This window comes from Ruegeria sp. H4, assembly GCF_056533065.1.
In genome coordinates, this window is the sequence record NZ_JBQFOC010000003.1 from 268564 (window position 1) to 284108 (window position 15545).

Genomic DNA, 15545 nt, shown 5'->3' on the forward strand with positions numbered 1-15545 from the left:
AGAAGCCAACCATCGAGCGACGTGTCACGCGACATGAGCTAAGCGGCCCAATAAGACTGTCTTAGCGGGTGGTTATCAGAAACGGCGGCAGCGTTCTTCAAAAGCTGTTTGAATTTCTCGCAGGGGCTAGTTCTTCTCAAGCAGGCAGCGAGATATCTTGCGATTCAGTTGTCCTCAGTCCGCCGATCTTGACCAAATGATCGACTATTGCGTCCACGCCTTGCCTGTGACGAAGTGATGAGAATAAAAAGGGTCGCCCGTTGCGCATTCTGTTGGCATCCCGCTCCATTACGTCCAGCGACGCGCCAACATGAGGTGCAAGGTCGGTTTTATTGATCACCAAGATGTCGGACTTTGTAATCGCGGGGCCACCTTTGCGGGGGATCTCCTCGCCAGCGGCAACGTCGATGACATAAATGGTCAGATCTGCAAGCTCCGGGCTGAAGGTGGCTGAAAGATTGTCGCCACCGCTTTCGATCAAAACCACGTCGAGATCAGGATGACGCGTTCGCATTTCGGCGACGGCCGCCAGATTGATCGAGGCATCCTCGCGGATCGCCGTGTGCGGACAACCGCCTGTTTCAACACCGATGATCCGATCCTGTGGCAAGACCTGCATGCGCATGAGCGCTTCGGCATCTTCCTGAGTGTAGATGTCATTGGTGATGACGCCGATTGAACAGACATCACGCAGCGCTTCGGATAGGGCGGCGGTCAAAGTGGTCTTGCCAGCGCCAACAGGGCCGCCGATCCCGACGCGCAAAGGGCCGTTCATCTGTGTCATGTGCGAAACATCCTTGAATATTGGGTTTCATGTGTCATCGACGCGATGTCCGACAGAAACGCGGTTGAGGTCAGCTGGTCCAAGCCAGCCAAGTATGCATTCTGGGCGATCTGTTCACAAAGTGGTGTCAGGTCGCGGATCAGCCTTTGCGCATCCGTCTGACCCAGAGGCACCAGCCGCGTCGCGCAAGCGACCAGATTGCTGGCGAAAGCCTGCAGAAACATTTTGGCCGTTAGCAGGATCGGCAGACCCTGCAAATGTGCGGCGCGTCCAACCGCGACAGGGTAGGAGAGTCGGGTAAGCTCTACTGCCCACACGTCCCCTGTTACTTGCCCGAACGACTGACCTAGCAGATCGGTTTCCATGACCCGTTCGGACGATGCGCAAAAGGCCCGGGCCATCGAATCGATATCATCCAACGCGTCGACGTCTTGCGCGTTGTAGGCCGCAAAAAGGAACAAGGCATCGTTCCAACCAGACCCATGTTCCAGCACATCCCAAATCCAGGCCTTGGCATCCTGCGCAGATGCAACGGTGCCAGCGTCGATGGCAGCCTCCAATCCATGCGAATAGGCAAAGCCGCCTACTGGATAGGCAGGGGATAGCCATTGGGTCAGCGTCAGGATATCGGCGTCAGTGGGCGTGGCCATGTGTCCTGCCATGACCATAGGCCCCACCTTCGGGGGTAAAGGGTTCTCGCACTTCTCGCACCGTTGCGCCGATTTTTAGCAACATGTCGCGGATAACGTGATCGATCTGGATCAGCAGACGTTCGGCTTCGATCTGACAGGGTGTATGGCGATTGCCAATATGCCATGCAATGCGCGCCAGGTCCGGGGCTGTAACCTCCAGCAGGGCTTCGGGTGCCGCCTGTATTTTCACTTGGCGACCATCGTCCAGAACCAGCGCGCCGCCATGGTTCAGAGAGGTGGTCTGTGCCAGATCCACCAGAACTTGCATACCGCTTTCGCAGGTCAGCATTTTACGGCGCAAGAACCTGTCGTCATATGTCAGCGACAGTTCATCATTGGGATCACCGTGAAGATGATCCGAATATCGGTGGGCAGTGCAGAACAGGGCGGTCATAGAAACGCCCCATCTGCAGTTGCGGTGTTCAGCGCCAGACGGAGTCCGAAAAGACGTGATACACGATCTGGTCGCGAGAGATGCCGCGCTTTTTCAAAGCTTCGTCGCTGAGCGATTGTAGAAACTCGATTTGCTTCGAGCGTGATCGCGCTTCGGCCAAGGCTATCATCCCGTTGTAAAATGCCTCGCCGACAGAGCGGAAGAAGCCAGCAATCGAAAAGCCAGTGCGTGGGTTGGTTGTTGAATGTGCCATCAGGACCTCCAGTAAACTGGTCTAAGTTGGTCCTCCCTTGGTTTTCATACTTGGTCATTTCGTCCTCGGTGAGTAGAGGGCCTTTTGTCATGGCCGCGTTGCACATGCTGCATTGCAGCGCAAATATTGATCAGAATAGAAAGTATCGCTGTGCCATAGGTAGAACTTCGGCTGGCTGGCAGATCAGCAACTCGCCATCTGCGCGGACCTCGTAGGTTTCCGGATCGACTTCGACATGCGGGGTCGCGTTGTTTAGTAGAAGATCCTGTTTGCTGATCTCCCGCGTGTTTTGAACGCCGACGGTTTGCTTTGCCAATCCCAGCGTATCGCCAATCCCGTCGGCCTGAGCCGCTTGAGAGACGAAGGTGATAGCAGAGTTTTCAACCGAGCGGCCATAGGCCCCGAACATAGGGCGGCTGTAAACCGGCTGCGGTGTCGGGATCGAAGCATTGGGATCGCCCATCTGCGCACACGCAATTGTGCCGCCCAGCAATACCATCTCGGGCTTCACGCCAAAGAAGGCCGGGTTCCACAGCACCAGATCGGCGCGTTTGCCTTCTTCGATGCTGCCGATCTCGTGGCTTAACCCATGCGCAATGGCGGGGTTGATGGTGTATTTGGCGATGTAGCGCCGGACCCGCAAATTGTCGTTCTCGCCGGTTTCTTCTGGCAGACGACCGCGTTGCTTTTTCATTTTGTCGGCTGTTTGCCAGGTGCGGATCAGAACTTCTCCGACCCGACCCATAGCCTGACTGTCAGAAGCGATGATGCTGAAGGCGCCCATGTCATGCAGAATATCCTCGGCAGCGATGGTCTCGCGCCGGATGCGGCTTTCGGCAAAAGCCACGTCCTCGGGGATGGATTTGTCGAGGTGATGGCAGACCATCAGCATGTCCAGATGCTCCTCAACCGTGTTCACGGTGAAGGGGCGCGTGGGGTTGGTGGATGAGGGCAGCACGTGGTTCTCGCCGCAGATCTTGATAATATCTGGTGCGTGGCCCCCACCTGCGCCTTCGGTGTGAAACGCGTGGATCGTGCGACCTTTCATGGCGGCCACTGTGTTTTCGACAAAACCCGATTCATTGAGCGTATCGGTGTGGATCATCACCTGCACGTCCATCGCATCCGCGACCGAGAGGCAGCAGTCGATGGCGGCAGGGGTTGTGCCCCAATCCTCGTGCAGTTTCAGCGCACAAGCCCCGGCTTTGACCTGTTCTTCAAGAGCGGCGGGTAGAGAGGCGTTGCCTTTACCCGCAAATGCCAGGTTCATGGGAAACGCATCTGCTGCTTGCAGCATCCGTCCGATGTGCCAGGGGCCGGGTGTGCAGGTGGTGGCCAAGGTGCCATGCGCCGGACCGGTGCCGCCGCCCAGCATCGTGGTCAGGCCGGAATGCAGCGCGTCCTCAATCTGTTGCGGGCAGATGAAATGGATGTGGCTGTCGAACCCGCCTGCTGTTAGGATGCGCCCCTCGCCAGCAATGGCTTCGGTTCCCGGGCCGATGATGATATCGACGCCCGGCTGCGTATCCGGGTTTCCTGCCTTTCCGATCTTTTCGATGCGCCCGTCTTTGAGGCCCACATCCGCCTTGTAGATGCCCGAGTGGTCTACGATCAAAGCATTGGTGATGACCGTATCCACGGCCCCCGCGGCGCGCGTAACCTGAGATTGCCCCATCCCGTCGCGGATCACCTTGCCACCGCCGAACTTGACCTGTTCTCCATAGAGCAGCGCGTTGTCACCGGTCCCGCCGGTCGCGGCGGCCCCTGCACGTTCGGCGGTCAGGTCGCGTTCGACCTCAATCACCAGATCGGTATCAGCCAGCCGCAGCCTGTCGCTGGTGGTGGGGCCGAACATCGCGGCATAGTCAGAGCGTTGGATTGTTGCGGGCATTAAAGCGACCCCATGACTTTTTGGTTGAACCCATAGATCTTCCGCGCACCACCTATCGGGATCAGCGAAACCTCGCGCGATTGGCCCGGTTCGAACCGCACGGCGGTGCCTGGGGCGATGTCCAGGCGCGTCCCGTGCGCGGCGGCGCGGTCGAAGTCGAGCGCTGGGTTGGTCTCGGCGAAATGATAGTGCGAGCCGACCTGAACCGGTCGGTCACCGGTATTGGCCACCATCAGCGTCAGCGCCGTTGTGCTTGCGTTCAGAGTAATCTGGCCTTCGGCCGGGAACAGCTCGCCGGGGATCATTTGTTCAGCTTTGCAATCACCGCGATGGCGGCCAGCGCGATGAGAGCCAGGCCAACGCCCAGAGCGATATAGTCCGTGCCATGGGCGTGAATATGCGTGTCGGTATGTGCCGCGGCAGGGCCAGCGAGTATGAAGGCGGGAAAGAGCATACGGGTCATATCAGGGTTCCTTTGTCAGCGAATAGGGTTGTGGACAGTCACCAGCTTGGTGCCGTCGGGAAAGGTGGCCTCGACCTGAACCTCGTGGATCATCTCGGGCACGCCCTCCATGCATTGCGCGCGGGTGATCACCTCGGCCCCGGCCTGCATCATATCGGCGACGGACCGACCGTCGCGCGCGCCTTCGACCACCGCGTCGGTGATTAGGGCAATCGCCTCGGGGTGGTTCAGCTTGACGCCGCGCGCCAGCCGTTTGCGGGCAATTTCGGCAGCCATGGCAACCAGCAGCTTGTCTTTTTCACGAGGGGTCAGGTTCATCTCAGATCATCCAGCATCGGGGGAGAGTATCGTTGTTCAATTGCCGCAGGATCGGGATCAGCACGTGGCGTAACTCAAAACTGTTTGGCGCCAGCATCCTGACGACCAACAGGTCATCTTGTAGCAGCGTGGCCCCCGCAGCCGTTTCCGGCAGCATCTTTCGGATCGCATCCAGCTGACCTTCGGCAGCTGGTGAAACAAAGACGATCAGAGCCATTGCTCCGGCACCATTTGCGATGTTGGGTCTTGCCAAATGGGCATTCAGATCGCCGTTGAACTGCATCGCATCCAGAAAGATGGGTTTGCTATCCTTGCGAATTTCTATCCTGTCGCGCAGGCGAATGTCGGTTAGTACTTCGCCCATCGCGGCGCGCCCAAAGACCCAGGATTCCGCCATCAAAACCGAGGCTCCCGAGGTCAGGTCGATAGTCAGATGACGATCGAGCGCGCTGCCTTGGAACAAAATTGTCTCTTGCGGCAACCAACTGATCCGGGCGCCTGCATCGACCTTCAATAGGTTTGATAGCTGGCCCGGCGGTCCCGGTTTAGCCTGATAGGCACGTTCGCAGGCTTGTGTCGTAAGCGTCAGCGCTGTGCCCTCGATTGCGTGACCCTGGAATTTGAATACATCCCCGCCTGTAATCCCTCCGGCGGTGTTCAAAAGGACTGCATCCAGCGCATCCCCATCTGTCCGAGGGAACAGGCATTTGAACGAACCTGATTGGCGAAACGCATTCAGAACCGAGGTTTTGCCCAAACGTTTTGTGCTGAGACGAACCGATCCTTGCGCGCGCGGCGGCGCGGCGGTCAAAGGGGGCGGTATCGAAGCGTGATGTGTGATGGTGGACCTGCAACGCAAAGAGCTGTGCCGTCTGTTTTCCCTGTTGAGCGCCGGGACTCTATTCCAAGGGTCAGAATTCGAAGCGTTTCCTGAAGGGGTGTCTAAATTTTGGGCTTCACGCCGCCTAACTGATTAAAAAATAGCCAGATAGGACTGATCTACGGAAATGATCAATCCACGAATTGATAATGATGCTGCAATGCAGAAACCGTAAGCGTGCCCACTTGGGAAAAACCAAGGGTGTGTGACGGCTGCGCGAATTGGACCTCGAACACAACCGCCACACGTAACGCAACAACAGTTGCGGGGATCAGGTAGAAGAGAAACGCGCCTTTGTGCAAGCCCTCTCTCCCGGCCCCGCCAGGAGGATTACATGAAATCGCTCAAATCCACGCTTGCCGGATCACTTGTTTTTGCAACTATAGCGACCGCTGCGTTGGCGGATGAAGATACGATCAAAGTTGGTGTTTTGCATTCGCTGTCTGGCACGATGGCAATCTCGGAAACTACGCTAAAAGACACGATGCTGATGCTGATCGACCAGCAAAACGCCAAGGGCGGCCTGCTAGGCAAACAGCTTGAGGCAGTTGTTGTCGACCCGGCCTCCGACTGGCCGCTATTTGCCGAAAAAGCGCGCGAGCTGCTGACTGTGCATGAGGTGGACGTGATCTTCGGCAACTGGACCTCGGTCAGCCGTAAATCGGTTCTGCCGGTGATCGAAGAACTGAACGGCCTGCTGTTCTACCCGGTTCAGTATGAGGGCGAAGAGTCTTCGAAAAACGTATTCTACACAGGTGCCGCCCCGAACCAGCAGGCGATCCCTGCGACTGACTACTTTCTGGATGAGTTGGGTGTTGAGAAATTCGCTCTGCTCGGCACAGACTATGTCTACCCCAGGACCACCAACAATATTCTGGAAAGCTATCTGAAGGGTAAGGGTATCGCGGACGAGGATATCTTCGTCAACTACACCCCCTTTGGCCATTCCGATTGGTCCAAGATCGTCGCAGACGTTGTTGCGCTCGGTGCCGACGGTAAGAAAGTCGGCGTGATCTCGACCATCAATGGCGACGCGAATATCGGCTTCTATAAGGAGCTGGCGGCTGCGGGCGTTTCGGCGGATGACATCCCGGTCGTGGCCTTCTCGGTCGGTGAGGAAGAACTCTCGGGTCTGGATACCACCAACCTGGTCGGTCACCTGGCCGCGTGGAACTACTTCCAGTCGGCAGATACCGACGTGAACGCCGGTTTCGTTGAGACGTGGAAAGCCACCATGGGTGAAGACCGCGTGACCAATGACCCAATGGAAGCGCATTACATCGGCTTCAACATGTGGGTAAACGCCGCGACAGAGGCGGGCTCGACCGAGGTCGACGCTGTACGCTCAGCTATGTACGGGCAGGAATTCCCGAACCTGACCGGTGGCACGGCCGTGATGCTGCCGAACCACCACTTGGCCAAACCGGTTCTGATCGGTGAGATTCAGGAAGATGGACAGTTCGATATCATCAGCGAAACCGACGTCGTTCCGGGTGATGCATGGACAGATTTTCTGCCGGAATCGGCGGTTCTGATCTCGGATTGGAAAGAGCTGGGTTGCGGTATGTACAACACCGAGACCAAGACCTGCGTTCAGACCTTGTCGAACTACTAACCTTCTCGCAAGGCGGGTGACATCGCCCGCCTTGCCCTAAAGACACCTCGGGTTTCACCACATGTTACGACTATTCCTTGCGGGCCTCGCAATCCTATGCGCCTGCCTAACGGCCAATGCGCAAGAGAGCGGTTTGCAACCGATCCTGCAAGAGCATCAGGAGATCATCGCCAAAAGCTCGCGCAAGACGATCAAACCGGCGATTGATGCGATTGCCAGCAGCGGGTTGCCGCAAGCGCAGGTGATGCTTGAGACGTGGGCCGCCAAAGACGTGTGGATGCGCAAGTCGGATGGCCTGTTCTTTTCAGGCAAAAAGGCCGAGGGGCGGTCGTATGAACTGACTGATTTCGACACCGGAGACGTCGTTGGCACGTATCAAAAATCCGACCTGAAGCAGTTGAAACCCAATAGCGGCATCCGCGCGATGATCGGGACCGCTTTGGTGCAGTTCCAACTGACCGACCCGGACCGGGCAAAACGTCTGGCCGCTTTGACATCTATCCAACGCGATCCCGAAGGCGCTCTGCTGGAGCCGCTGCGCGCCTCGATTGACGACGAGCCCGATGCCGATCTGAAAGCGCAGAAGCAACGCCTCGAGCGGTTGCTGACCATCGGCTACGACCAAGATACCGCAACGCGTGTTGCTGCGATTGAAGACATGTCCGACGATCTGGGTGTGGATGTCCGTGCGGCGCTGAATCCTTTGGTCGTGACGAAGCGACAGGCGGGCACTGATCTGCCTTCTGATGCGAATATCGCCACTATTTTAGATCCCGGATCAGAAGCCCTGTTGCGGGACGAGGCATATGATCTGTTGGTCGCCAATGACCTCGCCGCACCGCGCACATCGCCCGATGACATACGCGCCGCACTGGCCGCCAATATCGACGGCGGCCGCGTGGGAAACATTCCTGTCGCGCAGCTGAACTCTGACGCCGCGCGTGCTCAGGCTTACGCTGCTCTGGCCGAAGCCGGCCTCGTTCCTGCTTTGATAACCGAGGCCGACATCGATTCTGCGTTGGAAACGCATGTCTTCTTTGAGACCTATGCCGAACCTTCACCCGAAGTCACAGCCGCCGCCGAAAAAGCGCTGGAGCAGATCGAGCTGAAAGTTGGCTTGAACCAGACCCTTGACCTGACGCTGGACGCGATCTCGTTGGCGTCGATCTATTTCCTGGCTGCCATCGGTCTGGCCATCACGTTCGGCGTGATGGGCGTGATCAACATGGCCCATGGCGAGTTCATCATGATGGGCGCCTACACCGGCTATGTGGTGCAGCAGTTCATCCCTGACCATACGCTCTCGATCATCGTGGCGATCCCGATGGCCTTTGCCGTCACCTTCGCCATGGGCGTCGCGATGGAGCGGCTGGTGATCCGTTGGCTCTACGCCCGCCCGCTTGAGACCCTGCTGGCGACGTTCGGCATCTCGATCGCCCTTCAGCAATTGGCCAAGAACATCTTCGGCACACAAGCACGACCGCTAACCGCGCCCGGCTGGCTGGACGGGGCATGGGTGCTGAACGATGTTGTCTCGATCAGCTATATCCGCATCGCGATCTTCGTTCTGGCGATGATCTTTCTTGGGCTGTTCCTTTACATCATGAAACGTACCCGGTTGGGGCTTGAGATGCGCGCAGTGACGCAGAACCCACGCATGGCGGGATCGATGGGCATCAATCCGGGGCGCGTGAATATGCTGACCTTCGGCTTGGGCTCGGGCATTGCCGGGATCGCCGGGGTTGCGATTGGCCTATTCGCCAAGGTCACATCCGATCTGGGCAGCGACTATATCGTTCAAAGCTTCATGACCGTAGTCGTCGGCGGTGTCGGCAACATCTGGGGCGCGTTGGCGGGGGCCGGCATGATCGGCTTCTTGCAGAAGGGGATCGAGTGGATGAACCCGTCGAACACCCTCGCGGCCCAAACCTACATGATCATCTTCATCATCATTTTCATCCAGTTCCGGCCCAGGGGCATCATCGCACTCAAGGGCCGCGCGGCGGGGGATTGAGCCATGGAACGTAGCTTTGTCGCCAAGAACCCCTCGGTACTGGTCTTTCTGACCATCCTGTCCCTATTCACCTTGGGCGTGACCATCCTGTCCGAAGGGTTCGGAATCGGCGTGATCTCAACCAGTTTCGTCAAGACACTGGGCAAGACCCTGTGTCTGTGCCTGATTGCCGTAGCGATGGATCTGGTCTGGGGATTTACCGGCATCCTATCTTTGGGGCATTTCGCCTTCTTCGGGCTAGGAGGCTACATGATCGGCATGTGGCTGATGTACGAACGCACGCGTCTGATCGTGGTCGAGTCGCTATCGCAAGCCGAAATCCCGCCCACCCCGGCTGAGGTTGTGGACGCTATCGGAACGCAGATTTTTGGCGTGGTCGGATCGTCGGACTTCCCGTTGATCTGGGCCTTTTCCCATAGCCTGACCCTGCAATTGATGCTGGTCGTGTTGGTGCCCGGACTTCTGGCGCTGATCTTCGGCTGGCTGGCCTTCCGCAGCCGGGTTACGGGCGTTTATCTCTCGATTCTGACTCAAGCCATGACGCTGGCGCTGGCCCTCTATCTGTTTCAGAACGACAGTGGATTGCGCGGGAACAACGGCTTGTCGGGCCTTCAGAACCTACCCGGAATTAGCGCCTCTCAGGATGTGGTATCGATCTGGTTTCTTTGGGCATCCGCACTGGCGCTGGGGCTGGGCTATATCACGGCTGCGTGGATCGTATCGGGCAAGTTCGGATCGGTACTCAGGGGCATTCGCGACAATGAGGCGCGGGTTCGGTTCCTAGGGTATTCTGTCGAGGTTTATAAACTTACTGTCTTCACGCTGACCGCCTGTTTCGCCGGGATCGCAGGCGCGCTCTACTACCCACAAGCAGGCATTATCAACCCCGAGGAGATGGCCCCGATCGCCTCGATCTATCTGGCCGTGTGGGTCGCTATCGGCGGGCGCGGACGTTTGTACGGCGCAATTATTGGCGCCGCCTTCGTCAGCCTGCTGAGCACGTGGTTCACCGGTGGACAGGCCCCGGACATCTCGCTGGGCTTTTACACGATCAAATGGGTCGACTGGTGGCAGGTCCTGCTGGGCGTTTCCTTTGTGCTGGTCACGCTGTTCGCCCCACAAGGGATCGGAGGCTTGTTTGACCTTTGGGCTAAGCGAAACCACCCAGACCGGCACGGCGCGGCCCTTGGCCCCGATGACGGGGCATTGCGTGAAAAGGAGGCTACAGAATGAGCACTCTGCTTGAGGTGAGCGGCGTTTCTGTCACCTTCGACGGGTTCCGCGCCATCAACAACCTTTCCTTCCAGATCGGTGAGGCGGAGTTGCGTGCCGTCATTGGCCCAAACGGGGCCGGGAAAACGACGTTCATGGATATTGTGACTGGCAAAACCCGGCCCGACGAAGGTCGTGTGATCTGGGGCGAGAAATCCGTCTCGCTTTTGCGGATGAGCGAAGCCAAGATTGCTCAGGTGGGAGTTGGCAGAAAATTCCAGAAACCGACTGTGTTCGAGGATCAGACGGTGCAGGAGAACCTGTTTATGGCATTAAAGAACAAACGCGGATGGTTGGGTGTTCTGCTGTATCGTCCCGTTGCAACCGATTTGCACAAGGTCGAAGAATTGGCGGCTGAAATTGGCCTGGGCCATGACCTCGACCGCAAGTCAGGTGAGCTGAGCCATGGCCAAAAGCAATGGTTGGAAATTGGCATGTTGCTGGCGCAGGACCCGCGTCTGCTTTTGGTCGATGAACCCGCCGCTGGCATGACGCCACAAGAACGCGAACACACAACCGATATTCTGGTCAATGCGGCCAAAACCCGTGCCGTCGTGGTCGTTGAACATGACATGGAGTTTGTCCGGCGTCTGAACTGCAAAGTCACTGTCTTGCACGAGGGCTCGGTTCTGGCTGAAGGCAGTCTTGATCATGTGACATCCAACCAGGACGTGATCGATGTCTATCTGGGGCGCTAACTGATGTTAAATTTAACCGATCTGACGTTGCACTATGGGCATTCTCAAATCCTGAACGGAATTTCCATGGAAGCCCGGCAAGGTGAAGTTACCTGTGTCATGGGAACCAATGGCGTTGGAAAAACCAGCCTGATGAAAGCGATCTCAGGCACGCACCCACGTTCAGGAGGCAAGTTAGAATTGGATGGCGAGTCTCTGGGCGCTTTGCCTGCGCATCGGATGGCGTGGAAAGGGGTTGCCTACGTGCCGCAGGGGCGCGAGATTTTCCCACTGCTTACGGTGCGAGAGAATCTGGAAACCGGATTTTCGTGCCTACCGACATCTGAACACGTCATCCCCGACAAAATCTACGATCTTTTCCCTGTCCTGAAGAAAATGCAAAACCGGCGCGGTGGGGATTTGTCCGGCGGGCAACAGCAGCAGCTGGCTATCGCGCGGGCCCTGATCACAAAGCCACGCCTTCTGTTGTTGGACGAGCCGACGGAAGGTATCCAGCCAAACATTATTCAACAGATCGGAGACGTGATCCGGCACCTCAGATCCACAGATGCCATGGCAATCGTTTTGGTTGAGCAATACTTCGACTTTGCCTATGACCTTGCCGACAGGCTCGTCGTGTTGCGGCGCGGCGAGGTCATGATCAAAGGTGCAAAGAAAGATTTGACGCGTGATCAGGTCTTGCAGGCGGTTAGAGTTTAGTCAGCCGGATTTGAATCCCTTCTGCAACAATCTTTGTTATGTTTGAATTTGGTCTCTTTTTTGCCGGAATTCGGATTGATAAAGGGCCACTGTTAACAAGTATGTGTTTCGGGATGAGTGCGGGCAGATGAGATCAGATCATAGGGGCCGAATAGCGATATCATGGGCGCAGACCGAGCTTGATGAGCTTGAAGCAGCGCCTTTGGATTCCTTGGTGGTTGGTGCGGCTTGGTCCTGGCGTGGGCAAGCCGTTGTTTTGGCCACAAGCTTAGAGCAAAGCATTGAACGCGTTGGCTCGATGGGTGCGGCTTCGTCTTCTGTTGTTGATCGTTTTGCCGTTATTCGGGAAATTCCGGGCGATACCTGTGCCTCAGTCGTTCTGTCGAACGGGGCGCAACAATTCTGTGCGAATTTGGTGGTGCAAGAGGATGACGTTGACCGGACATTTGTATTTGAAAACGGCTGCCCGGCGCGGGACCAGTTGTTTTGGATCAGCGAAGTGTCGCGCTACGCCACGCCTGCATCGGCGCGCACCGCGCCGGATGCGAACGTTGTCAGCTTTCCTCACCCAGGCTTGTCCTGACTCTTTTTCCTTTGCTGTCTGCATGTAATTGTTCCGGGTTGGTCTAGCTGATCCATAGAGTATGTGTGCCTTGCAGGTTCGATGCATCGAACCGCGGATTAGCGTGTTGACTCTTCCCTTTTTGCAGATATAAGCGCGGCTTCATTGGTGTTGGTGGCCCCCGTAAGGGGATGCCTGTCATGGGGGAAACCTCAAGAGGACAACGCCCTTCATAGTGGCCCTTTGGGCCTCGACTAATACGAAGGAGATCAGCCGTGACCAAACGCACGTCTGCCAAGTACAAAATCGACCGCCGGATGGGCGAAAACATCTGGGGTCGTCCGAAATCCCCGGTAAACCGTCGTGAATACGGCCCCGGCCAGCACGGTCAGCGCCGCAAGGGCAAACTGTCGGACTTCGGTCTGCAGCTGCGCGCCAAGCAGAAGCTGAAAGGCTACTATGGCGACCTGACCGAGAAGCAGTTCCGCCGCATTTACGCAGAAGCCGAGCGTGTTAAAGGCGATACCGGTGAAAACCTGATCGGTCTGCTGGAGCGCCGTCTGGACGCTGTTGTTTACCGTGCCAAGTTCGTGCCGACTGTGTTTGCCGCACGTCAATTCGTGAACCACGGCCACGTCAAGGTGAACGGCAAGCGGGTCAACATCCCTAGCTACCGCGTCAAAGAAGGCGATGTGATCGAAGTGCGTGACAAGTCGAAGCAACTGGCTGTTGTTCTTGAAGCTGCTGCTCTGGCCGAGCGTGATGTGCCTGACTACATCGATGCCGACCACTCGAAGATGACCGCGACTTTCGTGCGCGCACCGGGCTTGGGTGATGTGCCTTACCCGGTCATGATGGAACCGAACCTGGTTGTTGAATTCTACGCGAAGAACTGATCTTCGCAGACAAATCGAATTCAAAGGGCCGCGCCATTTGGCGCGGTCTTTTTTGTTTGAAGGGGGGCTCTGCCCCCGCCGCTGCGCGACTCCCCCGGGATATTTCTGGCCAGATGAAGTTGGGATCAGAGGGGGAGCGGGCGCCCTTCGGCAATGGCCTCCATGGCGAAGTATGATGTAACGCTGTCCAGCTCGACCTTTTCGATCAAGCGTTGATAGACTTTGTCGTAGGAGGCCATGTCCTGCGTGACGACTTTAAGCTGATAGTCATAATCCCCGCCAATCCGGTGGAAATCCACAACTTCGGGGATCGTCAATACGTGACGTCGGAAGGCCTGTAGCCAGTCAGCCGAGTGGTGACGCGTGCGGAGCATGACGAATACCACAAGGGTCAGGCCCAGTTTTTCGCGTGCAATCCAGGCGGTTGAGCCGATCAGCACCCCGTTTTCGTTCAGAGCCTTCAATCGTCGCCAGCAGGCGTTTTGAGACAGCCCGACACGATCTGCTAGCTCACGCTGAGACAGGGTGGCGTCTTTTTGCAGTTCCTTAAGGATGCGTATGTCTATTTGATCTAATTTTAGTGCCATAATTTATCATATGACACAAATTTTGAGAGGTATACGCAAAAATAGAGTGGTTTCTTCCAAACTGGATCAATCATCTTAGTGGCGTAACTAGGAGCAATGCCATGACCCTGTCCAGATTTCGAGCGGAACTCTGTTCCACCACTAAACATTCCGATCTGCGCGATGGATTGATCGGAGAGAACGTTCTGATCCCCGGTTTGAATGGGGATGTGCCGCTTGTGTATGCGGATTACGTAGCTTCGGGTCGTGCGTTGCAGCAGGTTGAAGACTATGTGGCCCACGATGTTCTGCCGTTTTATGCAAACAGCCACACCGAAGCATCGTATTGCGGATCATATATGACCGGTCTGCGCCGCGAGGCTCGTGCCGAAATTGCCCATATCGTTGGGGTTGCCGAGAACGACGCGGTGATCTTCACTGGCTCGGGCGCGACAGCAGGGTTGAACCGTCTGGTTAATTTGCTGGGCGTAGAGGACGCAGCGCAGCCGGTTGTTTTGATTGGTCCATACGAGCACCACTCGAACATTCTGCCTTGGCGGGAAAGCAAAGCGCGGGTCGTCGAAATCCCCGAAGCTAAAGGTGGTGGGATTGATCTGGGCGTATTGGAAGAAACGCTAGCGGCACATGCCGATGCTGATCTGGTGATTGGGTCCTTTTCTGCGGCTTCGAATGTCACGGGCATCATCACTGACCCGGATCCGGTCACACGGATGCTCAAGGCACATGGAGCGATGGCTGTTTGGGACTATGCCGGGGGCGGGCCCTATCTGCCGATGGATATGGGCCCCGAGAAGGCGCGTAAGGATGCGATGGTGGTGTCCCCGCATAAGTTTCCGGGAGGGCCGGGCGCGTCGGGTGTCCTGATCGTGAACAAGCTCGCGGTGCAGCGGCGACGCCCAAGTTGGCCGGGCGGGGGAACCGTCAGTTTTGTCTCGCCCTGGCGTCATGACTACAGCGACGATCTGTCGGTACGGGAAGAGGCCGGAACGCCCAATGTGATCGGCGACATCCGTGCCGCGTTGGCCTTTATTGTCAAGGATGTTGTCGGCACGGATGAGATCGCCCGGCGCGAAGTGCATTTCAATCAGATGGCGCTGAACGGTTGGAAAGACAATCCCAATCTGACCTTGTTGGGGGTCGAAGCCGCGCATCGCCTGCCGATCTTCTCGTTCCTGATCCGCGACAATGCGGGTCAACCCGTGCATCAACAGCTGTTCACTCGGATGCTGAGCGATGTCTATGGCATTCAGGCGCGTGGTGGGTGTGCCTGTGCGGGGCCTTATGCGCATCGTTTGCTGGGGATCGAACGCGCCGCATCGGACGAACTGCATGCAGCGCTTTCGGCCGGGGAAGAAATGAAAAAGCCGGGTTGGGTGCGTTTGAACTTCTCCTACCTCATGAGCGAAGAGACGGTTCAGTTCATCATCGATAGCGTCAATGACCTATCTCGCCGGACCGAGGAGTTTGCGCCCTATTACAACGCTGACCCGGCGACGGCGCGTTTCAAGGCGGCATAGGGGAATTGCT

Annotated in this window: 18 protein-coding genes; 8 read left to right on the forward strand and 10 right to left on the reverse strand. The window is 57.1% G+C overall.

What is annotated here, in order from left to right; all coding sequences use genetic code 11:
- Positions 1-136: 136 nt before the first annotated feature.
- The 9 genes from ureG to ACR0KG_RS17555 all read right to left on the reverse strand — a co-directional run bounded on the left by ureG (position 137) and on the right by ACR0KG_RS17555 (position 5552).
- Positions 137-784 carry an urease accessory protein UreG gene (gene ureG, locus ACR0KG_RS17515; RefSeq protein ID WP_480827983.1) on the reverse strand — a complete coding sequence of 216 codons (648 nt, stop codon included), beginning with the start codon at positions 782-784 and terminating at the stop codon, positions 137-139.
- Positions 781-1434: an urease accessory protein UreF gene (locus ACR0KG_RS17520; RefSeq protein ID WP_480827984.1), complete on the reverse strand. Its 654-nt coding sequence runs from the start codon at positions 1432-1434 to the stop codon at positions 781-783. Before ACR0KG_RS17520 ends, ureG begins: the two co-directional genes overlap by 4 nt.
- The gene (locus tag ACR0KG_RS17525) at positions 1418-1870 is read right to left on the reverse strand and encodes an urease accessory protein UreE (RefSeq protein WP_480827985.1); all 453 of its coding nucleotides are present in this window, start codon (positions 1868-1870) and stop codon (positions 1418-1420) included. Before ACR0KG_RS17525 ends, ACR0KG_RS17520 begins: the two co-directional genes overlap by 17 nt.
- Before the next feature lie 28 nt (positions 1871-1898).
- Positions 1899-2123 carry a DUF1127 domain-containing protein gene (locus ACR0KG_RS17530; protein ID WP_480544241.1) on the reverse strand — a complete coding sequence of 75 codons (225 nt, stop codon included), beginning with the start codon at positions 2121-2123 and terminating at the stop codon, positions 1899-1901.
- A gap of 130 nt (positions 2124-2253) precedes the next feature.
- A complete protein-coding gene (gene ureC / locus ACR0KG_RS17535) occupies positions 2254-4014 on the reverse strand; it encodes an urease subunit alpha (protein WP_480827986.1) in 1761 nt (586 codons plus the stop codon).
- Positions 4014-4319, reverse strand: coding sequence for an urease subunit beta (locus ACR0KG_RS17540; protein WP_480544239.1), 306 nt, complete (start codon positions 4317-4319; stop codon positions 4014-4016). The genes ureC and ACR0KG_RS17540 overlap by 1 nt, the downstream gene beginning before the upstream one ends.
- Positions 4316-4477, reverse strand: coding sequence for a hypothetical protein (locus ACR0KG_RS17545; RefSeq protein ID WP_480544238.1), 162 nt, complete (start codon positions 4475-4477; stop codon positions 4316-4318). The genes ACR0KG_RS17540 and ACR0KG_RS17545 overlap by 4 nt, the downstream gene beginning before the upstream one ends.
- 15 nt (positions 4478-4492) lie before the next feature.
- Positions 4493-4795, reverse strand: a complete 303-nt coding sequence (locus ACR0KG_RS17550; protein WP_170536152.1) for an urease subunit gamma — start codon at positions 4793-4795, stop codon at positions 4493-4495.
- A 1-nt stretch (position 4796) separates the two neighbouring features.
- Positions 4797-5552, reverse strand: coding sequence for an urease accessory protein UreD (locus ACR0KG_RS17555; RefSeq protein WP_480827987.1), 756 nt, complete (start codon positions 5550-5552; stop codon positions 4797-4799).
- 457 nt (positions 5553-6009) lie between these two features.
- Here ACR0KG_RS17555 and urtA point away from each other — a divergent pair, with 457 nt between their 5' ends.
- The 7 genes from urtA to rpsD all read left to right on the forward strand — a co-directional run bounded on the left by urtA (position 6010) and on the right by rpsD (position 13431).
- Positions 6010-7290 carry an urea ABC transporter substrate-binding protein gene (gene urtA / locus ACR0KG_RS17560; RefSeq protein ID WP_480548762.1) on the forward strand — a complete coding sequence of 427 codons (1281 nt, stop codon included), beginning with the start codon at positions 6010-6012 and terminating at the stop codon, positions 7288-7290.
- Positions 7291-7351: 61 nt separating this feature from the next.
- Positions 7352-9304 (forward strand): urea ABC transporter permease subunit UrtB, encoded by a 1953-nt coding sequence (gene urtB, locus ACR0KG_RS17565; protein ID WP_480548764.1) that lies wholly within the window; start codon positions 7352-7354, stop codon positions 9302-9304.
- 3 nt (positions 9305-9307) lie between these two features.
- Positions 9308-10537 (forward strand): urea ABC transporter permease subunit UrtC, encoded by a 1230-nt coding sequence (gene urtC, locus ACR0KG_RS17570; protein ID WP_480548766.1) that lies wholly within the window; start codon positions 9308-9310, stop codon positions 10535-10537.
- Positions 10534-11274 (forward strand): urea ABC transporter ATP-binding protein UrtD, encoded by a 741-nt coding sequence (urtD, locus tag ACR0KG_RS17575; RefSeq protein ID WP_480827988.1) that lies wholly within the window; start codon positions 10534-10536, stop codon positions 11272-11274. The genes urtC and urtD overlap by 4 nt, the downstream gene beginning before the upstream one ends.
- A gap of 3 nt (positions 11275-11277) precedes the next feature.
- Positions 11278-11973: an urea ABC transporter ATP-binding subunit UrtE gene (gene urtE / locus ACR0KG_RS17580; protein ID WP_480827989.1), complete on the forward strand. Its 696-nt coding sequence runs from the start codon at positions 11278-11280 to the stop codon at positions 11971-11973.
- 127 nt (positions 11974-12100) lie between these two features.
- Complete coding sequence (locus ACR0KG_RS17585) at positions 12101-12556, forward strand: hypothetical protein (protein WP_480827990.1); 456 nt, start codon at positions 12101-12103, stop codon at positions 12554-12556.
- Between the two features lie 254 nt (positions 12557-12810).
- Positions 12811-13431, forward strand: coding sequence for a 30S ribosomal protein S4 (gene rpsD / locus ACR0KG_RS17590; protein ID WP_170536174.1), 621 nt, complete (start codon positions 12811-12813; stop codon positions 13429-13431).
- A gap of 125 nt (positions 13432-13556) precedes the next feature.
- Here the strand turns inward: rpsD and ACR0KG_RS17595 are convergent, their stop codons facing one another.
- Positions 13557-14018 (reverse strand): Lrp/AsnC family transcriptional regulator, encoded by a 462-nt coding sequence (locus ACR0KG_RS17595; RefSeq protein WP_480548774.1) that lies wholly within the window; start codon positions 14016-14018, stop codon positions 13557-13559.
- Positions 14019-14119: 101 nt separating this feature from the next.
- On the opposite strand from ACR0KG_RS17595, the gene ACR0KG_RS17600 reads away from it, so the two are divergent.
- Positions 14120-15535, forward strand: a complete 1416-nt coding sequence (locus ACR0KG_RS17600) for an aminotransferase class V-fold PLP-dependent enzyme (RefSeq protein ID WP_480827991.1) — start codon at positions 14120-14122, stop codon at positions 15533-15535.
- The last annotated feature ends 10 nt before the right edge of the window (positions 15536-15545 follow it).